Origin of the sequence: Bacteroides sp. 51 (assembly GCF_010500965.1) — a bacterium.
GTDB lineage: Bacteria > Bacteroidota > Bacteroidia > Bacteroidales > Bacteroidaceae > Bacteroides.
This window is the reverse complement of record NZ_QVMI01000002.1, coordinates 200773-219765: the sequence shown is the minus strand read 5'-3', so window position 1 is coordinate 219765 and position 18993 is coordinate 200773. Positions and strand designations below refer to the sequence as shown.

20 protein-coding genes are annotated in these 18993 nt (G+C 40.8%); 18 read left to right on the top strand and 2 right to left on the bottom strand.

Annotation, left to right across the window (positions count from 1 at the left end; translation table 11 throughout):
- The first annotated feature begins 1 nt into the window (after position 1).
- Positions 2-1027 carry an FAD:protein FMN transferase gene (locus D0T87_RS02885; RefSeq protein ID WP_163172650.1) on the top strand — a complete coding sequence of 342 codons (1026 nt, stop codon included), beginning with the start codon at positions 2-4 and terminating at the stop codon, positions 1025-1027.
- Between the two features lie 5 nt (positions 1028-1032).
- Here D0T87_RS02885 and D0T87_RS02880 read toward each other — a convergent pair whose 3' ends face one another.
- Both D0T87_RS02880 and D0T87_RS02875 read right to left on the bottom strand, forming a co-directional pair.
- The gene (locus tag D0T87_RS02880; protein ID WP_163172648.1) at positions 1033-1407 is read right to left on the bottom strand and encodes a DMT family protein; all 375 of its coding nucleotides are present in this window, start codon (positions 1405-1407) and stop codon (positions 1033-1035) included.
- 12 nt (positions 1408-1419) lie between these two features.
- The gene (locus tag D0T87_RS02875; protein ID WP_163172646.1) at positions 1420-2154 is read right to left on the bottom strand and encodes an ATP-binding protein; all 735 of its coding nucleotides are present in this window, start codon (positions 2152-2154) and stop codon (positions 1420-1422) included.
- 142 nt (positions 2155-2296) lie between these two features.
- Between D0T87_RS02875 and D0T87_RS02870 the strand changes: the two genes are divergently transcribed.
- The 17 genes from D0T87_RS02870 (at position 2297) to D0T87_RS02790 (ending at position 18973) form a co-directional block, all read left to right on the top strand.
- Complete coding sequence (locus tag D0T87_RS02870; RefSeq protein ID WP_163172645.1) at positions 2297-3730, top strand: tetratricopeptide repeat protein; 1434 nt, start codon at positions 2297-2299, stop codon at positions 3728-3730.
- Between the two features lie 3 nt (positions 3731-3733).
- Entirely contained in the window at positions 3734-4201 is a 468-nt protein-coding gene (locus D0T87_RS02865) for an NfeD family protein (RefSeq protein WP_163172644.1), read from the top strand.
- A gap of 28 nt (positions 4202-4229) precedes the next feature.
- Positions 4230-5219: a flotillin-like protein FloA gene (floA, locus tag D0T87_RS02860; RefSeq protein ID WP_163172643.1), complete on the top strand. Its 990-nt coding sequence runs from the start codon at positions 4230-4232 to the stop codon at positions 5217-5219.
- A 58-nt stretch (positions 5220-5277) separates the two neighbouring features.
- Complete coding sequence (locus D0T87_RS02855) at positions 5278-6156, top strand: nucleoside phosphorylase (protein WP_163172642.1); 879 nt, start codon at positions 5278-5280, stop codon at positions 6154-6156.
- A complete protein-coding gene (locus tag D0T87_RS02850; RefSeq protein ID WP_239063437.1) occupies positions 6156-6665 on the top strand; it encodes a 3'-5' exonuclease in 510 nt (169 codons plus the stop codon). Before D0T87_RS02855 ends, D0T87_RS02850 begins: the two co-directional genes overlap by 1 nt.
- An 83-nt stretch (positions 6666-6748) precedes the next feature.
- Positions 6749-8491, top strand: a complete 1743-nt coding sequence (locus D0T87_RS02845) for a family 43 glycosylhydrolase (RefSeq protein ID WP_163172641.1) — start codon at positions 6749-6751, stop codon at positions 8489-8491.
- A gap of 114 nt (positions 8492-8605) precedes the next feature.
- The gene (mnmE, locus tag D0T87_RS02840) at positions 8606-10006 is read left to right on the top strand and encodes a tRNA uridine-5-carboxymethylaminomethyl(34) synthesis GTPase MnmE (RefSeq protein ID WP_163172857.1); all 1401 of its coding nucleotides are present in this window, start codon (positions 8606-8608) and stop codon (positions 10004-10006) included.
- Between the two features lie 247 nt (positions 10007-10253).
- Positions 10254-11165: a helix-turn-helix domain-containing protein gene (locus D0T87_RS02835; RefSeq protein WP_163172640.1), complete on the top strand. Its 912-nt coding sequence runs from the start codon at positions 10254-10256 to the stop codon at positions 11163-11165.
- Between the two features lie 3 nt (positions 11166-11168).
- Complete coding sequence (locus D0T87_RS02830; RefSeq protein ID WP_163172639.1) at positions 11169-12269, top strand: site-specific integrase; 1101 nt, start codon at positions 11169-11171, stop codon at positions 12267-12269.
- A 1-nt stretch (position 12270) separates the two neighbouring features.
- Positions 12271-12606, top strand: coding sequence for a hypothetical protein (locus tag D0T87_RS02825; protein WP_163172636.1), 336 nt, complete (start codon positions 12271-12273; stop codon positions 12604-12606).
- A gap of 2 nt (positions 12607-12608) precedes the next feature.
- The gene (locus tag D0T87_RS02820; protein WP_163172634.1) at positions 12609-13724 is read left to right on the top strand and encodes a YhcG family protein; all 1116 of its coding nucleotides are present in this window, start codon (positions 12609-12611) and stop codon (positions 13722-13724) included.
- A complete protein-coding gene (locus tag D0T87_RS02815; RefSeq protein ID WP_163172632.1) occupies positions 13711-14430 on the top strand; it encodes a mobilization protein in 720 nt (239 codons plus the stop codon). The genes D0T87_RS02820 and D0T87_RS02815 overlap by 14 nt, the downstream gene beginning before the upstream one ends.
- Positions 14431-14531: 101 nt before the next feature.
- Positions 14532-14894, top strand: coding sequence for a helix-turn-helix domain-containing protein (locus tag D0T87_RS02810; RefSeq protein WP_163172630.1), 363 nt, complete (start codon positions 14532-14534; stop codon positions 14892-14894).
- Positions 14895-14905: 11 nt separating this feature from the next.
- On the top strand, positions 14906-16288 hold the full coding sequence (locus tag D0T87_RS02805) for a DUF3987 domain-containing protein (protein ID WP_163172628.1): 1383 nt from the start codon (positions 14906-14908) through the stop codon (positions 16286-16288).
- Between the two features lie 219 nt (positions 16289-16507).
- Positions 16508-17572 (top strand): DUF6371 domain-containing protein, encoded by a 1065-nt coding sequence (locus D0T87_RS02800; RefSeq protein ID WP_203558593.1) that lies wholly within the window; start codon positions 16508-16510, stop codon positions 17570-17572.
- A gap of 116 nt (positions 17573-17688) precedes the next feature.
- Entirely contained in the window at positions 17689-18066 is a 378-nt protein-coding gene (gene mobC, locus D0T87_RS02795) for a plasmid mobilization relaxosome protein MobC (RefSeq protein ID WP_163172626.1), read from the top strand.
- The gene (locus D0T87_RS02790; protein ID WP_163172624.1) at positions 18041-18973 is read left to right on the top strand and encodes a relaxase/mobilization nuclease domain-containing protein; all 933 of its coding nucleotides are present in this window, start codon (positions 18041-18043) and stop codon (positions 18971-18973) included. Before mobC ends, D0T87_RS02790 begins: the two co-directional genes overlap by 26 nt.
- The last annotated feature ends 20 nt before the right edge of the window (positions 18974-18993 follow it).

Genomic DNA, 18993 nt, shown 5'->3' with positions numbered 1-18993 from the left:
CATGGAAGCTAAGAAACCCTCAAGAGCCCGCTTACTTTGGCTCATTCCACTAATCCTGGGAACAGTATATATCCTAAGAAGAGAAAACACCGCCCTACCCTATCAACAAACTCAGGGGCTCATCTTCGGAACAGTTTATACCATGACCTACCAATACCCCGAAGACCTAAAAACAGAAATAGAACAAGAGCTGAAACGCTTCGATGCTTCACTCTCTCCATTCAACGACAGTTCCGTCATTAGCCAGGTCAACCGGAATGAAGATATCACAACCGATACACTCTTCCAGAACGTATTTAACCGTTCTATGGAAATCTCCGAAGAGACTAACGGAGCTTTCGATATAACGATTGCCGCACTGGCCAACGCCTGGGGATTCGGCTTTAAGAAAGGAGAATGGCCCAACGAGCATATCATTGATAGCCTTCTGGAACTTACAAACTACAAGAATATAACCCTGAAAGAAGGAAAAGTAAAAAAGAAAGATCCACGCATCATGGTTAGTTGCAGTGCCATAGCCAAAGGATATGCCGTAGATGTACTGGCACAATTCCTGCAACGGAAAGGAATAAAAAACTATATGGTCGATATCGGCGGCGAACTGGCCCTGAAAGGCGTAAACCCTAAACAAGCATCGTGGCGCATCGGAATAAACAAACCGATAGACGATTCACTTTCCGTAAATCAAGAACTGCAAATGATTCTTCAACTTACCGATCGTGGCGTAGCTACCTCCGGCAATTACCGCAACTACTACTATAAAGACGGCAAGAAATATGCCCACACCATCGATCCACGCACCGGCTATCCTGTTCAACACAGTATACTTTCGGCAACCGTAGTTGCCCAGGATTGTATGACTGCCGATGCCCTGGCCACCGCCTTCATGGTTATGGGCCTGGAAGAAGCCGAAACTTTTGCCAATGCTAATTCTACAATTGGCGCATGTCTCATATACAGTGATGAGGATGGAAAGTTCAAGACCTACATTACTGAAAACATGAAGAAGTATATAATAGAGAAGTAATACCACTACTTCAAAAACACAAAATATACCGCCAGTATCAAGCACCCAAATGCAGCGAAATGATTCCAATGCAGCGATTCGCCTTTAAACAGCACCGTTGTAAACACTGTAAAGATTACAAGCGTAATCACCTCTTGTATCACCTTCAGTTGCATCAGCGAGAAAGGACCACCATTGCCAACAAACCCAATCCGGTTTGCCGGTACCTGGCAAGCATACTCCGCAAGAGCGATAAACCACGAAAACAAAATAACCAGATAAAGCGGCCAGTTTGTAATCACCTTCATCTCCTGAAGTTTTAAGTGCCCATACCAGGCAAATGTCATAAAGATATTGGATACAATAAGTAGAAGAATCGAATAAACGCCATGTGAAAGCATATAAGCAATTATTTAAGGTAATAAATCAGTCTGTATATTAGTCATACTTCCCCAAAGGCTATAGCGCGCTTCAGGATTCATCGCCTCCAACTGATGTAAAATCCCTTTCATATCACTCCGGCTGGATTGCGACTCATAAGGGCAATTCTTTTTCTGCTTCTGATAGACATGCAACTCCGATAGCTCAATCAGGTCAGACTCATGCACCAAACACATAGGACGAATGATCGTCATATCGAATTTCCGCATAATCAACTTGGGGGGCATTGTACTAAAAGCTCCCTGAAAAGTTATATTCATCAGTAACGTCTCAAGAATATCATCCATGTGATGTCCCAAAGCTATTTTATTGCACCCATGCTCTTTAGCCACAGTAAAAAGCGCTTTCCTGCGGTTCCATGAACAAAGAAAGCAAGGCGACTTCCGCGTATCAGTACTTGGGTCGAACGAAGTTTCATATACAATCAATGGAATATCATACGCAGCAGCATGTGCCCTCAAATACTCCAGATCGGCCTGATAAGGTATATTGGTCATTACCACATGAACAGCAATTACCGTAAAACGAGGTTTAAAGATACGCGAACGTCTTCCCAGCAACTCTACCAAGGCCAAAGAATCTTTGCCACCCGATAAACCAACCAGTATTTTATCTCCCTCTTCTATCAATCCATACCCGACAACACCTTTATTAAAGCGTTTATCTATACGACGGATTGTTTTTTCTTCTTCAGTGAATTGTGCCATATTTGTAAAATTGACTGCAAAAATAACGAAAAGTATGATTCTTAATAACGAAAAGTGCAATTCAAGGAAGTTAATTTTATTATCTTTGGAAGAAATACTCAAAACTTTGTATTTTTGAGTTTAATAAAAAGATAACCTACTTATGAAACTAAGATATACGATTATATTATTCTGTTGCCTCCTGTTCGGCAGCCTATCTGCCCAAACACTAGATCAAGCCAGAGCTATGTTTACCAAAGGGCAATATGCAGAAGCTAAACCCGCATTTGAGAAGCAAGTAAAAGCACAACCAAACAATGCCAACTATAACTATTGGTATGGAGTGTGCTGTTTGAAAACCGGTGAACCGGAAAAAGCCATTAAATATCTTGAATTCGCCACAAAAAGGAAAATACAGAACGGTCCCCTCTATCTGGGGCAGGCATACGATCATGCTTATCAATTCGAGAAAGCTGTTGAAGCATTTGAAGAGTATATCGAAGCTCAAACCAAAAGAAAACAATCAACAGAAGAAGCCACCATGCTTTTGGAAAGAAGTAAGGTCAATGCCCGTATGCTAAAAGGAGTAGAAGACGTTTGTATTATTGATAGTTTCATTGTAGATAAGACCAACTTCCTTGATACTTACAAAATCAGTGAAGAGTCAGGCACCGTTTACACCTATAACGAATTCTTCAATGTACAAGGAAACAATCAAGGCACGGTATACGAAACCGAATTGGGCAATAAAATATATTATAGCGAAACCGGCAGTGACAACTCATTGAATATTTTCTCCCAAAACAAGTTGTTGAATGAGTGGAGCAAAGGAGTGGAATTGCCCGGAAGTATCAATTCCGGTGGCGATGCCAACTATCCGTTTGTCCTTACAGACGGGATTACGATCTATTTTGCTTCGAACGGTCCACATTCTATGGGTGGTTACGATATCCTTGTAACCCGCTATAACAGTGGTTCCGAAACTTATCTGGCACCGGAAAATGTAGGGATGCCTTTCAACTCTCCATACAACGATTATATGTATGTGATTGACGAGTTTAATGACCTCGGGTGGTTTGCCACAGACCGCCACCAGCCGGAAAACAAAGTTTGCATCTATGTCTTTGTACCCAATACCTCCCGCCAGGCATATAACTATGAAGCTATGGACCCTAAAAAAATACGTAACCTGGCTAAACTGACCTCTATAAAAGATACCTGGAAAGACGAAACCATAGTAACTGCCGCCAAGGAAAGACTTGCCAGTGCTATGGCTCAAACCACCAAAGAGCGCAAGACATATGACTTTGCATTTATCATCAACGATCAATATACTTATCACAGTGTAAATGATTTCAAATCAACCCGCGCAAAAGAATTGTTCAATAAATACCAGCAACAGGAAAAGGAATACAAGACACAAGTAAACAGACTGGAAGAACAACGTAATACATATGCCGTAGCCAACAAAACGGATAAAGACAAAATGGCTTCCGCTATTCTTTATCTGGAAAAAAAGGTAGGTACATTGAGTGACGAATTAGACACTCTGGCGACTAATATACGTAACGAAGAGATTAAATCCCTTAAAAAATAAAATATGGACATACTTATTATCGCCGTTTTGCTCATTGCAGCTATTATCCTGCTTCTGGTAGAAATATTCTTTATTCCTGGAATCAGTATTGCAGGGATTGCTGCTGTTGGAGCTTTGCTATACGCCAATTATTATGCCTTCGTTTATATGGGACCTGTTGCAGGTTTTATCACCTTAACCGTTTCGGCCATAGCCTGTATAGGTTCTATTGTACTTTTTATGCGCTCTAAAACGCTTGATAAAATTTCCTTGAAAAAGAATATTGATTCTAAAGTTGATAAGAAAGCGGAGCATAGCATTCAGGTAGGCGAAAAGGGTGTTGCCACTACCCGCCTGGCTCTGATCGGTTATGCCGAGATCAACGGAAAGATAGTAGAGGTAAAATCGACCGATGGTTTTCTGGATGAAAAGACTGCGGTTATCGTAACCCGGATCTCAGACGGCACCATCCTTGTAGAAAAAGATAAATAAATATATTATTCACTAAAAACAGAACATAATGGACCCAATGTATCTTACCATTGCGATAATAGCTGGTGCTATTATCTTTCTTGCCATTTTCTTTCATTATGTACCATTCTTCCTTTGGTTGTCCGCCAAGGTTTCGGGAGTCCACATCTCTCTGGTACAACTCTTTCTGATGCGTATTCGTAATGTGCCTCCTTATATTATTGTTCCGGCTATGATCGAGGCTCATAAAGCCGGACTAAGTAATATCACACGCGACGAACTGGAAGCTCACTATCTGGCCGGTGGGCATGTAGAGAAAGTAGTACATGCACTGGTATCGGCATCTAAAGCGAATATCGAATTATCTTTCCAAATGGCAACAGCCATTGACCTCGCCGGACGTGATGTATTCGAAGCGGTTCAGATGTCAGTAAACCCTAAAGTAATTGATACACCTCCCGTTACAGCAATGGCCAAAGATGGTATTCAGTTGATAGCCAAAGCTCGCGTAACAGTACGTGCCAATATTCGCCAGTTAGTCGGCGGTGCCGGTGAGGATACTGTTCTTGCCCGTGTTGGTGAGGGTATCGTATCATCTATTGGTTCATCGACCAATCACAAAGCTGTACTTGAAAACCCGGACACCATTTCCAAACTTGTACTTCGCAAAGGGTTGGATGCAGGAACTGCATTCGAAATCTTATCTATTGATATTGCCGATATTGATATTGGTAAGAACATTGGTGCCGTTCTGCAAATGGATCAGGCGAATGCCGATAAGAATATCGCACAAGCAAAGGCCGAAGAACGCCGTGCAATGGCAGTAGCTACCGAACAGGAAATGAAAGCTAAAGCACAAGAAGCCCGTGCGAAGGTTATTGAAGCAGAGGCAGAAGTTCCTAAAGCAATGGCAGAAGCATTCCGCAATGGCAATCTGGGAATCATGGACTACTATCGCATGAAGAATATCGAAGCAGATACCTCTATGCGTGAAAATATTGCCAAACCTAATTCGGGAACAAGTAAACCGTTAGGATAGCGGCAAGGTGCCGCACCCTGGTTTCCATGCGGGCGACATATCCTTAAAAAATAAAATTATGAAGAAATATTTCCCTTCATCCGAACTAATCATCAACGAAGATGGCTCCGTATTCCATCTTCACGTAAAACCGGAACAACTGGCAGATAAAGTAATCCTGGTCGGTGATCCCGGACGCGTGGCACTCGTTGTATCACACTTCGACAATAAAGAATTTGAAGTAGAAAGTCGTGAGTTCAAAACCTGTACAGGAACATATAAAGGCAAACGAATTACAGTTCTTTCTACCGGAATTGGCTGTGATAATATTGACATCGTATTAAACGAACTTGATGCACTTGCCAATATAGACTTCAACACGCGTGAAGAAAAAGAAAACTTCCGCCAACTGGAGTTAGTACGCATTGGTACCTGTGGCGGATTGCAACCCAACACACCTGTAGGAACATTTATTTGCTCACAAAAGTCGGTTGGGTTTGATGGTTTACTAAACTTCTATGCCGGACGTAACGAAGCTTGCGATCTGGAATTTGAGAAAGCATTCCTGGCACACATGGGCTGGACGGGCAACATCGGGAACCCGGCTCCTTATGTAATTGATGCCGATCCCGAATTGTGCAATCGCATCGCTAAAGACGAAATGGTACGCGGGGTGACTATCGCAGCAAGTGGGTTCTTTGGTCCGCAGGGACGTGAACTCCGTATTCCATTGGCCGATCCGAAGCAAAACGAGAAAATTGAAACCTTCGAATACAATGGTCACAGAATCACTAACTTCGAAATGGAAAGTTCCGCACTTGCCGGACTCAGTAAACTAATGGGGCATAAAGCAACCACTGTTTGTATGGTTATTGCCAATCGACTGATTAAGGAAGCCAATACCGGATACCGGAACACCATCGACACATTAATCAAAACCGTACTCGACCGCATCTGATGAGTACATTTGTAGCTATAGACTTTGAGACGGCAACAGGCTATCCATACAGCGCCTGTGCCGTCGGCATTGTCACCATCGAAGACGGTATCATTACCGACGAATATCACAGTCTCTTTCAACCACCCGAAAACGAATACTGGCGAAAAAATATCTCTATTCATGGCATCACTCCCGCCATGACCGAAGATTTACCCGGATTTCACGCCATTTATCCGGAAGTTAAAAAACGATTGAAAGGCAAAATTGTTGTTGCCCATAACGAAGGATTTGACCGTAACGTTTTGATACAAACGATGCGTGTTTATCAACTGGATTATGATGAATTATTTCTTCCCGAACGTTGGGAATGTACTTGCAGAATCTATCGTTCATTAGGATACAAACCCGTTACATTAAATGCCTGTTGCGAACGCCAGGGTATTCCTTTGCAACACCATGAAGCACTGTCCGATGCCAGAGGATGTGCAAAACTTTACTTAAATTTCCTCGAAAACATTCATTATTAACTCCATTTTAAGCAGTAATTATACATTTTATTAACTGCCTCCTATTTTCTTTGCATATAAAATCAACTTTAAAATGATAATATATGAAAAGTAACTATCTGATTATTGGCACTTTATTACTCATATTCTGCAGTTTATCCGGTTGCTCGCCCATTGGAAAACAAAAAACAGACACATCACGTATCATTGCCAATCCACTCAATCTGAACTATCGTTTCCACCCCGACGAGCCTTCCCGAAGAGAGGCGGCCGACCCGGTATTGGAATATTTCAAAGGCAAATATTATCTGTTTGCATCTAAATCCGGTGGATATTGGAGCTCTCCGGACCTGATAGATTGGACCTATATTCCTTGCAAAACCATAACAACAATAGAGCATTATGCTCCGGCAATCATGGTAATGGATGATGCTATTTACTTCATGAGTTCATCCGATCCGAAGATATTTAAAAGTACCAATCCCGATATGGATAATTGGGAAGATATAGGGTCTGAGTTTGAATTCCAAATTGCCGGCTCCGTTGATCCGGCCTTCTTCCTCGATGATGACGGAAAAGTATATATATACTGGGGATGCTCTGACAAGGACCCCATCATTGGAGTTGAAGTAGACCCTAAAAACAAGTTCAAAGTAGTTGGTGAGGCTAAAGTATTGATAGAACACAATCCCGACAAATATGGTTGGGAAGTAAAAGGACCAAACAATAATCTTAATAAAGCCGGATACAATGAAGGTCCCTGCATTATTAAATATAAGGGAAAATATTACCTGCAATACGCCGCACCGGGAACTGAAGTGCGGGTTTATGGTGATGGTTTATATATTTCCGACAATCCGCTAGGCCCATACACCTATGTAGAAAGTAGTCCTTTCTCATTTAAGCCCGGAGGTTTTATCGGAGGAGCAGGTCATGGGCATACGTTTAAGGATAAATATGGCAACTACTGGCACGTAGCCACAATGAAGATCTCACAACGTCATATGTTTGAACGCCGCCTTGGTTTATTCCCCATTTACATCTCCAACGATGATAACCTATACAGCCATACCGTATTTACGGACTACCCATTCATGATTCCTGATAGAAAGGTGAACATGGAAAAAGAAACCGGATATATGAATTGGAATATGTTATCCCATGGCAAACCCGCATCATCATCTTCTGCTCTTCTTGATTATAAAGTGGAGTATGCCAACGATGAACAGGTTGAAACATGGTGGGCTGCCGAAACCGGGAATGCCGGAGAATGGTGGCAAACAGACTTAGGCAAAACAGTGGAAGTCAAAGCGTTACAAGTCAACTTTGCCGATCATGATTTCACCAACAAAGCAGAGAACTCATACGTTTATTATCAATACAAGGTCGAAGCATCTAATGATGGTAACAACTGGAAAGTTATAGTTGACCAGACCCAAAATAAGAAAGATGCACCACATGAGCTATTTGTATTGGAAAATCCGATAGAAACCCGCTTCCTACGTATCACCAACACCAAAGATCTGCTGGGTAAATTCTCCCTTTACGATTTCCGTGTCTTTGGTCATGGCAAAGGTGGGCTACCGCGTGAAGTTACCAACTTCACCATTCACCGAAACCCAGAAGACAGACGCATGATGAATTTCAGTTGGACTGCACAGGAAAATGCTTCCGGTTATATCATCCGTTGGGGAGTAAAGAAAGACAAAATTAAGAATGAAACAATGGTTTACGATAATCAATGTGAGCTACGTTTCTTCAATCGCGACTCCGAGTATTATTTCACCATCGACTCATTCAATGAAAACGGCGTGATTCAGGGAAAAGAAATCGTACACATTAAATAAGCTATTTTAATAAGCAATTGAAAAATCAAAGCCCGGTTCATCCTTTTCAGGTAAACCGGGCTTTTTGTTATGGAAGAAAGCGGTATCTTTGCAAATCAAAAGACAAAAACCATGATGAATCAAGATACAATTTGCGCCATAGCAACTGCACAAGGTGGTGCCATAGGGTCGATACGCGTTTCAGGTCCGCAAGCTATCCGGATTACCAGCCATATCTTTACTCCCGCCAGAAGTGGGGAAAAGTTGGAAGACCAGGCGCCGTACACCCTCACCTTCGGACGGATTTATGATGGTGAAGAGATTGTGGATGAGGTACTTGTAAGCCTCTTCCGCGCTCCACGATCCTATACAGGCGAAGATTCTACGGAAATTACTTGTCATGGCTCATCTTATATTCTGCAACAAGTCATGCAACTATTAATAAAGAATGGTTGCCGCACCGCCCAACCAGGAGAGTTCACTCAACGAGCATTCTTGAATGGTAAAATGGACCTTAGCCAAGCCGAAGCCGTAGCCGATCTGATAGCTTCGACCTCAGCAGCGACCCACCGCTTAGCTATTAGCCAAATGAGAGGTGGCTTCAGTAGAGAGCTAGCCGAACTACGTGGACAACTACTCAATTTCACTTCGATGATCGAACTGGAACTCGACTTCAGTGAAGAAGATGTGGAATTTGCCGATCGCAACGAGTTATTCCAACTTGCCAATAACATTGAACGCGTCATTTCGCGTCTGGTAAACTCATTTAGTGTAGGAAATGCCATTAAGAATGGAGTACCTGTTGCCATTATTGGCGAAACCAATGCTGGTAAATCAACTCTGCTCAATGTATTGTTAAACGAAGAAAAGGCTATCGTCAGCGATATTCATGGTACCACCCGTGATGTTATTGAAGATACTATTAATATAGGCGGCATCACCTTCCGCTTTATAGACACCGCAGGTATCAGAGATACTAACGACACGATTGAGAATCTTGGTATTGAACGTACTTTTCAAAAGATAGAACAAGCCGAAATCATTCTTTGGGTAATTGATAGTAGGGAGGTGGAGAAGCAGATTCAACAACTATCAAGTAAAATTCTCCCCCTTGTAGAAGATAAACAGCTCATCCTTATCTTAAATAAAACCGATTTGCTGTCTACTGAACAGGAAAAAGAATTACTGTTCATACTTACCGATCTTATTAATAAAGATAATATTCAATATATTTCCATCTCGGCTAAACAACGCACACATACAGAACATTTACAGAAAATGCTTGTAGAAGCTGCACACTTACCAACGGTCACCCAAAATGATGTGATTGTTACGAACGTACGCCATTACGAAGCCTTGACTAAAGCATTAGAGGCCATACATCGTGTACAGCAAGGATTGGATATGCACATCTCAGGTGATTTCCTTTCGCAAGATATCAGGGAGACTATCTTCCATCTGAGCGATATTGTTGGAGAAGTTACAAACGACCAGGTGCTGGGGAATATTTTTGAGAATTTCTGTATCGGGAAGTAAGTTGAGATTATCATCCATTTTCAATAACTATCATTAACAGCAAAGTATCTTATTGCAAATCAGTTATATTTTGTCTAATTAATGCTTCCCTATTGTTAAATCCAATTGTTTCGATTACTTTTGTACCACGGCTGTACCGCTGTGTTTTTGCATCTGTCTTTCAAGTCCTAATTTTAACAGATGATACACTATTGGGACTTCTTGATACACAGTGATACATGATGATACAGAATATTGGCGAAATAAGATGAAAGAACAAGGAAGTATACTAAAGATCTGTGAGTTTTGTGGCATTACATTCAATGCTTACAAGACCACGACCCGTTATTGCTCACACACTTGCAACTCAAGAGCGTATAAAGATAATAAACGGCAGATGAGGTTGACGGCTATCAACTATCGCACAATGCAAGAGATGGAGATGATTAGTGATCAGTATGAAAAGATCAAAGACAAAGAATTTCTCTCCGTATCAGAAACTGCCTTTCTATTGAGTGTTGGACGAATGACTGTATACCGATATCTTCATTCCGGAAGTTTACCGGCAGTTCAAATAGGTGGAAAAACATTTATTCGCAGAAAAGATATTGACACCATGTTTGATGCAAAAGAGGAATACAAAGCAAAACCCTCTACCGATCGTAAGCCTATCTCTGAACTTTGTACGCTTGCTGAGATTAAAGAAAAATATAAGGTAAACGAATCATGGATTTTTAAAGTAGCCAAGGAAAACAATTTCCCTCGTACATTAAATAAAGGAAAGACTTATTTCAGTCGTAAACATGTGGACGCTTACTTTTCCAAGAAGAACCAATACACCGGCATTGCCGAATGGTATTCTGTAGATGATATAAAGGAAAAGTTTAATATGACTATCAATTCCGTATACTCATTTGTGTCTGAAAACTCAATCCCCAAAAAGAAAGAAGGCAAATATGTGTTTTACTCGAAATATCATGTGGATAAGTTAAAAGAAGAAGTAGAGCCGGAAAGACTGGAATACTATACAGTTCCGGAAGCCATGGAAAAGTACAACATGAGCCGAGATCAGATATATCATTATGTGAAGTATCATAAGATTCCTAAAGTAAAGATTGGAAAGTCAATTAAGATCGCCAAACAGGAATTAGACAATGTATTAAACCCGATAATTATATAAGCCATGTCAATATCAAAAGTCACTTTACGCCGCCGGCCTATCAAAAATGATATGGAGAGTTTATATCTGGACTTCTATCCGGCCATCCGCAATCCCGAAACAATGGAGATGAGCCGGAGGGAATATTTAGGAATCTATATCTACTTGCATCCAAAGAATGAAGTAGAGCGTGAATATAATAATGAGATGCTCCTAAAAGCTGAGGCCATCCGTTCTATCCGTGTACAATCTATAATTAATGAGGAATACGGATTCTTGGATAAACATAAGATGAAGGGAGATTTCTTAGCCTACTTCAGTGAGATGTGTAAAACTAAAGATCAGAAATGGTTGAGAGTTTACGATCACTTTTATAAGTTTGTTAATGGCAAGTGCACTTTTGGTGATGTTAATGTAGATTTGTGTCGCAAGTTTCGTTCTTATCTATTGAATGCAAATCAGCTGAATCGGCCCAAGCATAAGATAGCTCGCAATTCGGCAGCGGGATATTTCTCTACCTTCCGTGGATTATTAAAAATTGCATACAGGGACAAGCGGATTAAGGAAAACGTAAATGACTTTTTGGAGAAAATAGAATACGAGGATGTTCGCAAAGAATACCTGACCCATGACGAGGTGAAACTATTGGCAAATACGCCATGTGATATTCCGGTACTTAAAAACGCCTCACTCTTTTCCTGCCTGACAGGATTACGGATCAGTGACATTCTCAACCTGACGTGGGATGAAATTGTTCTTGGCGCCGACAATGGATACTGCTTACGGTTACGTACAGAAAAGACTGAAACAGAAACAACGCTCCCCATCAGCTTCGAAGCGTTGGAACTCTGCGGTGAACGTGGAAAAGGGAAAGTATTCAAAGGATTGCAGCGTTCCATGACACAATACCCCTTAAAAAACTGGCTCAAGAAAGCCGGGATTACGAAAAACATTACCTATCATTGCTTTCGGCACACGTTTGCGACCCTTCAGATAGCCTTAGGCACAGATATTTATACCGTCAGCAAGATGCTTACTCATAAAAATGTGAGTACAACTCAGGTGTATGCTGAGCTGGTGAGTGAGAAGAAAAGAGAATCAGCGAATAAGATTAGTTTGAAATAAGATGAAGAATATACATATATCAGAAGAAGACTTTGTAGAAGCGATTGAAGCTTTGAGAAAACAATTAGAACACGATGAGTTCTTTGGGGAGTCAATGGAAAATGCTTTCCCCGGTTGTCATGCACCAATATATGACAACCATTATTTGTGGGAAGCTCTAATCATGTTGCTTGAAATAGCTACTGATGATACAAGCAAAACTGTAGAATGGTGGATATATGACGCAAAATTCGGAACAGATTCAAACATGGGAGTCATAGAAAATAAGGATGGTAAAGAAATTACAATAACTTTGCCAACAGCAAAAGACCTATACAACTACCTAAAAAACAAATAACCATGGGATACGAAGTAAACAAAATACAGTCACAGTTTGAGGAATTGAAATCAATCATCATTTCTCATAGGAATAGAGCTTACCAGGCTATCAATACCGAGATTATCACAACAAATTGGGAAGTAGGAAAGTATGTTTCCCATAGAATAATATCCGAACAATGGGGATCAGGAGTAGTTGATCAGTTTGCTAAATATTTAAAGAATAACCAGCCCGAACTAAAAGGTTTTGATAGAAGTGCCATATATAGAATGGTGAAATTTTATGAGACATATAGTTCTGCTAAATTTGTGGCGGCATTGCCGCCACAAACAAAAAGCGCTGATATTCAAATTAATACAATTGTGGCGGCAATGCCGCCACAATTAAGAGACGAAAGACAGATTATATCTTTCTTGTCTTTGATAAACTGGACATCTCACTTGGAGATTATAACAGGATGCAAGACTGAAGAAGAAAAAGTTTTCTATATCCTTTTAGCTTACAAGGAGAAATTAAAATATAGAGAATTGCGCCGTCAGATAGAATCAAGTGTCTATGAACGGAGCTTATTGGGAGAAAAGAAGCAATCTTTAAAGTTGAAAGAAACCTATCCTACAGCTAAGCAATTATTCAAGGATAGATATATGGTTGATTTCCTAAACTTGCCGGAGAACCATAGCGAGAAGACCCTTCAACAGGGACTCATACAGCAAATGAAGAAATTTATATTGGATTTGGGCAAAGATTTCATCTTTATGGGAGAAGAGTATCCTATTCAAGTGGGAATGACCGATTTCAAAATTGACCTTCTGTTTTTTCATAGAGGATTGCAATGCCTTGTAGCCATTGAACTTAAAACTACAAAATTCAAGCCAGAGCATACAGGACAATTAGATTTCTATCTTGAAGCACTCGATAGAGATGTGCGAAAAGAGAATGAGAACCCGAGTATTGGTATATTGTTGTGCAAAAATGCCGATGCCTCAGTAGTTGAATACTCATTAAGTAGAAGTTTAAGCCCTAGCTTGATAGCTGCGTATGAACAGAAATTGATACCTAAAGAAGTACTGAGAGCGCATTTAAACGAATACTACGATGAAGTGAAGACAACATTAGATGATAGTGATGAAGAATAAATACCATGAATATATCATAATCTACCTATCAGTAGCGATTGGTTGCTTTGCTATTGGTCTTATTGTGAGAGCTACGGTTGTTGCTCAAGGGGTTGATGCATTTTCGGCAAACACCATCTTCTGGCTTATTGCCGGACTTGGGATAATATCCTATTGTGTCCTCACTATAGCAATAAAAGGATTATTGGATAAAACAGGTAAATTACTTTTCCCTAAACCCAAACAAATAAAAGAAGTGCCAAAGCCGGAGGAAGAACCGGTAAAACAACTCTCTTTGGATGAAATCCGGAAAGAGAAGCAAAAACTGCTTGCGCTACAACATACTGAAAAGCTAAGTACAGCAATCCAATACACAAAAGAAACATTCGCCCCATATATTTCAGATGCCGATATGGACCTACTCTGTGAAAACATAGAAATCTACGCAGCCGGAAGCGACTTAAATACGCCCACTTTCAAGCCGGTAAAAGTAAAAGACCTGACCACCGCTGATATTTGCCACTTTGGTTGGAATATCTGGAATCACTTCGACGTAACAGACCAATGGGGAATCGCCCGATTCATCAAAGCCGTGTTTGAAGAGAAACTGAAAGATATGGAGCTGAAAACCATTAAGAAAAAACTAAAGATATTCGAACCAAATAGCACAATTCAAATACAGGAGAGTCTAAAAAAACTGACGACACAAAGTAAGGAACAGTATTAACCACTATCTCAAAATGTTTTTCTGGTGTTTCTCTGGTGATCTGTGTCACCGTTGAAACACCATTTTTATTTGCACTGAAACAATTAAAAAGCAATTGAATTATGTGCAACGAAATCATCACTTTCGATAAGTTACCCGAGGCGGTTGCTTATCTTATTAAAGAAGTATCAGAACTGAAAAGCTTGGTTGAGACGAAGCAAAGTCAACCGACAGAAAAGCGAGTTCCGATAGAAATTGAAGAAGCGTGTCGGCTGATTATGAAAGCCAAACCAACCGTTTACGCTTTGGCAAGAAAAGGACTTATTCCTTGTTATAAACGAGGAAAGAAACTGTTTTTCTTTGAAGATGAACTAATGGCATGGATTACTCAAGGTAAGCGAAAAACCATAGAGGAACTGAAAGAAGAAGTTGAAGCCCGTGTCAACCAAGGAATCCGTCGCCGACCTTCACGTCGTAATTTTTAAAGCCAACGATTATGGAAAATAAAATTACAGCAGAGGGTATCATCCACGAAGCTCTACATTATAAAGGAAAGATGTACGGCTCAGATTATCCGGTTCAAGTGTTCCCACATCAGATTCAGGATATTATCTATGCGACAGGAGAATGTCTTAACTATCCCATTGATTACATTGCAGCATCACTTTGTTTTGTACTATCAGTTGGAATTGGTAATACGCATGTTGCCAAGTTAAAGGAAGGCTGGTCAGAACGAGCGATTCTTTATATCGCCCTGATTGGTCGTCCGGGAGTAAACAAAAGCCATCCACTTAGCTTTGCCTTTCATCCTTTGTTTGAGCATGACGCGAAGAATGCAGTTACGTTTAAGAAAGAGATTAAGGAATACGAACAGCTTCTTTATCTCAGTCGGAAAGAGCGTGAGGAGCAAGGAATTAGCGAATTGCCAAACGAACCCGTTCTGAAAAAGTTTGTTGTTTCAGATATTACTCCTGAAAGCCTTGCCTTCATCCACGAAAATAACAAAAGAGGGATTTGTTTATACACGGACGAGTTAGCTTCTTGGTTTAAGAACTTCAATCGCTATACAAAGGGTTCTGAGGAACAGTTCTGGCTCTCTCTTTACAATGGCAAGCCGATAATTTTGGATCGACGTGGATCCAAAAACTCTGTATCAGTCAAAAACTCCTTCATTGGCGTAATCGGCACCATTCAGCATGGAGTATTGAGAGAGATGGCGAAAGGAGAACGTAATCAAAACGGTTTTTTAGACCGTATTCTATTTGTGTTGCCAAACAATTTAGAAAAGCAGTATTGGAGCGATCAGCAGTTATCTCGGCATGTAATCCCTACTTGGAATAACCTGATGCAGAAACTTATCAATCAGGAATACCTCACCGATGACAATGGCGATATAATTCCTGTTGAGTTGTATTTTCAAGAAGATGCCAGGAAGCGACTCTACGACTGGCAACGAGGGAATACGGATCAATGTAATCGAGAAATCAACGAGACGTTGATGGGTATTTACAGTAAGTTGGAAATATATGCCATTCGCTTCTGCCTGATCTTGCAAGTTGCTCGCTGGCTCTGTGGAGAAGCCTCTAAAGATTCTATTGATTTAGTCAGTGTGGAGGGGGCTATCGAGTTGGTTAGTTATTATCAGAAGACCGCACGTAAGGTTCAACAAATTATTGCCTCTTCTGCAACTTTGGAGCAGCTTCCCTCTGACAAACAACGATTGTATAATGCACTTCCGTCAGACTTCTCTACAGCGGAAGGAATACAAGTTGCTTCTCAGTTTTCCATATCAGCAGATAGCTTCAAACGTATGCTTAGTGATTTCAAGGATGGCTTGCTTGATAACTACAAACATGGACGATACCGGAAATTGCTTTAGCGCATTTCCCGCATTCTCTACACTTTTGATTCTAAATCAAAGACATTCAGGTATATAACAATTTGCAAAACAATCCACTTTTCCGCTTTTTCATGCTTTTGCCATACTTAAAGTGCGAGGTTGTGTAAACCGATACGCACATTTCAAAGAGAGTAAAGCATTGATTTACAGTTCTGTTTCTCGAGATATGCGGAAAGTGTACAAAATGTAAAAAACATAATGAGCTATAGATATATATTAGAACCCTATAAAGGAATCGCAACACGGCACACCTGCCCGGCTTGCGAACAAAAGCGTTGCTTTTCACTCTACATTGATACCGAAAACAAGGTCTCTTTCCCAAATCATGTGGGTAGATGCGACCGGGAAGAAAAATGTGGATACCACTTCACACCAAAGCAATATTTCGAAGAAAACCCAGAATGGCGAGAGAGCTTTTCTGATTATCAGCCTACGATACCAAGAAATCTCCCTCCTGTGAAAGAAAAAGAACCAAGCTATATTGATCCGAACTTGGTCGCATCTTCGCTTGGTCATTATCAGCAAAACAAGTTGTTTCAATACCTATCCTCTCAGTTGGGAGAAGATGAAACGACAAAGTTGATGACGAAGTACAAGGTCGGTTCTGCCAAGCATTGGGACGGAGCAACAGTTTTCTGGCAAATGGATATTGCCGGAAAAGTGCGCACAGGAAAGGTAATGCTATATGATCCGGAGACCGGAAAGCGAGTTAAATATCCATATAATCATATCACATGGGTACACTCGCTCCTGAAACAAGACAACTTCAACCTGAGGCAATGCTTCTTTGGCGAACACCTGCTCGCCAGTCAATCCAATCTGCCGGTAGCAATTGTAGAAAGTGAAAAGACCGCATTAATCTCTTCTTTCTATATGCCCCAATTTCAATGGATCGCTACCGGCGGGAAACATGGCTGTTTCAATGATGAAAACTTGCAGATTTTTAAAGGTAGAAAGACAATCCTATTTCCGGATTTAGGAGCATGGGAGGATTGGCAAGTGAAAGCCGATAAAATGAAAAACCTAAACATAGAGGTCGAAATTTTCGATTTCTTGGAGAAACGAGCAACGCCGGAGCAACGGAAAGAAGGGTATGACATCGCCGATTTTCTACTTGAGGCGAAACAGCCTACGGCAATTCTTCAAGACATGATTAAACGTAATCCTGCCTTGAAAATACTAATGGAAGAATTTGGGTTAGTACTTGACAATTCTTCAAAGAACAAGGTAAATCCTCGCAAGAAGACCAGATTTAGACTCTAATGGAAAATCTGCGATTTTTAGCGGAGCAAGTTTATGTTTTGGTCATACCAAAACGCCACTTGCTCCCCAAAATGGGAGGAAATCCCGCTGGTCTAATAGTAAAATAGCAATTCAAAATGGAAGATAAAAAACCGAGAAAAATAGGTGGTCGACCCACCAAAGGATTAGGCGAAAAACGCACCTATATGGTCAGCGTTAAGATGGATTCTCGCGAGTACTTTTCGCTAAAGACGAAAGCCAAATCGGCAGGAATTAACCGAAGTGACTTCGTTCGTCAATGTATAGCCGGAGGTAAAATTTGTCCCCGGTTAACATCTGAACTGAACGATTATATTCGAAAGCTATCAGGAATGGGGAACAACCTGAATCAGATTGCCAGAAAAGCAAATGCTGAAGGTTACACCAGTACTCGCCATGAATACCTCTATCTGGCAGATAAGATTGATAACGTAATTGAAATGATTGAAGATGATGGCAAAAATAGTAAAGGGTAAAGCGTTCAAGGGTGCGGTTAATTACATTCTTGACAAGCAGAAGAATACGGAGATTGTCGATTTTGACGGGCTTCGAGTGAAGAGCAAAGCTTCCATCGTTCAGAGTTTCGTAACCCAAGCGAGCTTGAATAGTCGTGTGGCAAAACCGGTGTGTCATATCTCGTTAGACTTTTCTGCACAAGACAAAGATAAACTATCCAATCAACTGATGGGACGGATTGCTCACGACTATATGAAACAAATGGGGATAGTGAACACACAATATATCATTGCGAGGCATTTCGACAAGGAACATCCGCATATCCATTTGGTCTATAACCGAGTGGATAATAACGGCAAGACGATTACAGATAGCAACGACCGTTTCCGAAGCGAGAAGATCTGCAAGGAATTGACTGAGAAATACGGTTTGTACTTCGCCACCGGCAAAGAGAACGTAAAAGAACACCGCTTGAAAGAACCGGATAAAACCAAATACGAGATATACAATTCTCTCAAAACATTGGTGCCGAAATGCAAAAGCTGGCAACAGCTAATCAATGAACTGCAAAAGGCAGGGATAAAAACCGAGTTCAAGACCAAAGGAAATTCCGATGAAGTACAGGGAGTTCGGTTTCAGAAGAATGGATATTTGTTTAATGGCTCTAAAGTTGATAAGATGTTTAGCTACTCGAAAATTGACTACCAGTTAGAGCAAAACACCCGCATCCAGTCGGCAAGCCAATTTCAAGGACAATCCCATTCTAGCAGTGATGCCGTTGTATCAACAATAGAATCAGTCGGTTCTGCTTTAGGTGGATTGTTTGACATTCAGCCCGGAAGCGGATACGATGAGAATGAGGCCGAATATCTTCGCCAGCAGCGATTAAAGAAAAAGCCGAAACGAAAGTTCGGACGACAAATATAAGTGTATTTACAAATTAAACA

What these genes read in the sequence shown, in the direction of transcription:
- mobC (WP_163172626.1), top strand. Translation starts at nt 17,689, where the DNA reads ATGGAAGATAAAAAACCGAGAAAAATAGGTGGTCGACCCACCAAAGGA.
- D0T87_RS02885 (WP_163172650.1), top strand. Translation starts at nt 2, where the DNA reads ATGGAAGCTAAGAAACCCTCAAGAGCCCGCTTACTTTGGCTCATTCCA.
- D0T87_RS02790 (WP_163172624.1), top strand. Translation starts at nt 18,041, where the DNA reads ATGATGGCAAAAATAGTAAAGGGTAAAGCGTTCAAGGGTGCGGTTAAT.
- D0T87_RS02880 (WP_163172648.1), bottom strand. Translation starts at nt 1,407, where the DNA reads ATGCTTTCACATGGCGTTTATTCGATTCTTCTACTTATTGTATCCAAT.
- floA (WP_163172643.1), top strand. Translation starts at nt 4,230, where the DNA reads ATGGACCCAATGTATCTTACCATTGCGATAATAGCTGGTGCTATTATC.
- D0T87_RS02870 (WP_163172645.1), top strand. Translation starts at nt 2,297, where the DNA reads ATGAAACTAAGATATACGATTATATTATTCTGTTGCCTCCTGTTCGGC.
- D0T87_RS02855 (WP_163172642.1), top strand. Translation starts at nt 5,278, where the DNA reads ATGAAGAAATATTTCCCTTCATCCGAACTAATCATCAACGAAGATGGC.
- D0T87_RS02830 (WP_163172639.1), top strand. Translation starts at nt 11,169, where the DNA reads ATGTCAATATCAAAAGTCACTTTACGCCGCCGGCCTATCAAAAATGAT.
- D0T87_RS02805 (WP_163172628.1), top strand. Translation starts at nt 14,906, where the DNA reads ATGGAAAATAAAATTACAGCAGAGGGTATCATCCACGAAGCTCTACAT.
- D0T87_RS02810 (WP_163172630.1), top strand. Translation starts at nt 14,532, where the DNA reads ATGTGCAACGAAATCATCACTTTCGATAAGTTACCCGAGGCGGTTGCT.
- D0T87_RS02835 (WP_163172640.1), top strand. Translation starts at nt 10,254, where the DNA reads ATGAAAGAACAAGGAAGTATACTAAAGATCTGTGAGTTTTGTGGCATT.
- D0T87_RS02850 (WP_239063437.1), top strand. Translation starts at nt 6,156, where the DNA reads ATGAGTACATTTGTAGCTATAGACTTTGAGACGGCAACAGGCTATCCA.
- mnmE (WP_163172857.1), top strand. Translation starts at nt 8,606, where the DNA reads ATGAATCAAGATACAATTTGCGCCATAGCAACTGCACAAGGTGGTGCC.
- D0T87_RS02825 (WP_163172636.1), top strand. Translation starts at nt 12,271, where the DNA reads ATGAAGAATATACATATATCAGAAGAAGACTTTGTAGAAGCGATTGAA.
- D0T87_RS02820 (WP_163172634.1), top strand. Translation starts at nt 12,609, where the DNA reads ATGGGATACGAAGTAAACAAAATACAGTCACAGTTTGAGGAATTGAAA.
- D0T87_RS02800 (WP_203558593.1), top strand. Translation starts at nt 16,508, where the DNA reads ATGAGCTATAGATATATATTAGAACCCTATAAAGGAATCGCAACACGG.
- D0T87_RS02865 (WP_163172644.1), top strand. Translation starts at nt 3,734, where the DNA reads ATGGACATACTTATTATCGCCGTTTTGCTCATTGCAGCTATTATCCTG.
- D0T87_RS02875 (WP_163172646.1), bottom strand. Translation starts at nt 2,154, where the DNA reads ATGGCACAATTCACTGAAGAAGAAAAAACAATCCGTCGTATAGATAAA.
- D0T87_RS02845 (WP_163172641.1), top strand. Translation starts at nt 6,749, where the DNA reads ATGAAAAGTAACTATCTGATTATTGGCACTTTATTACTCATATTCTGC.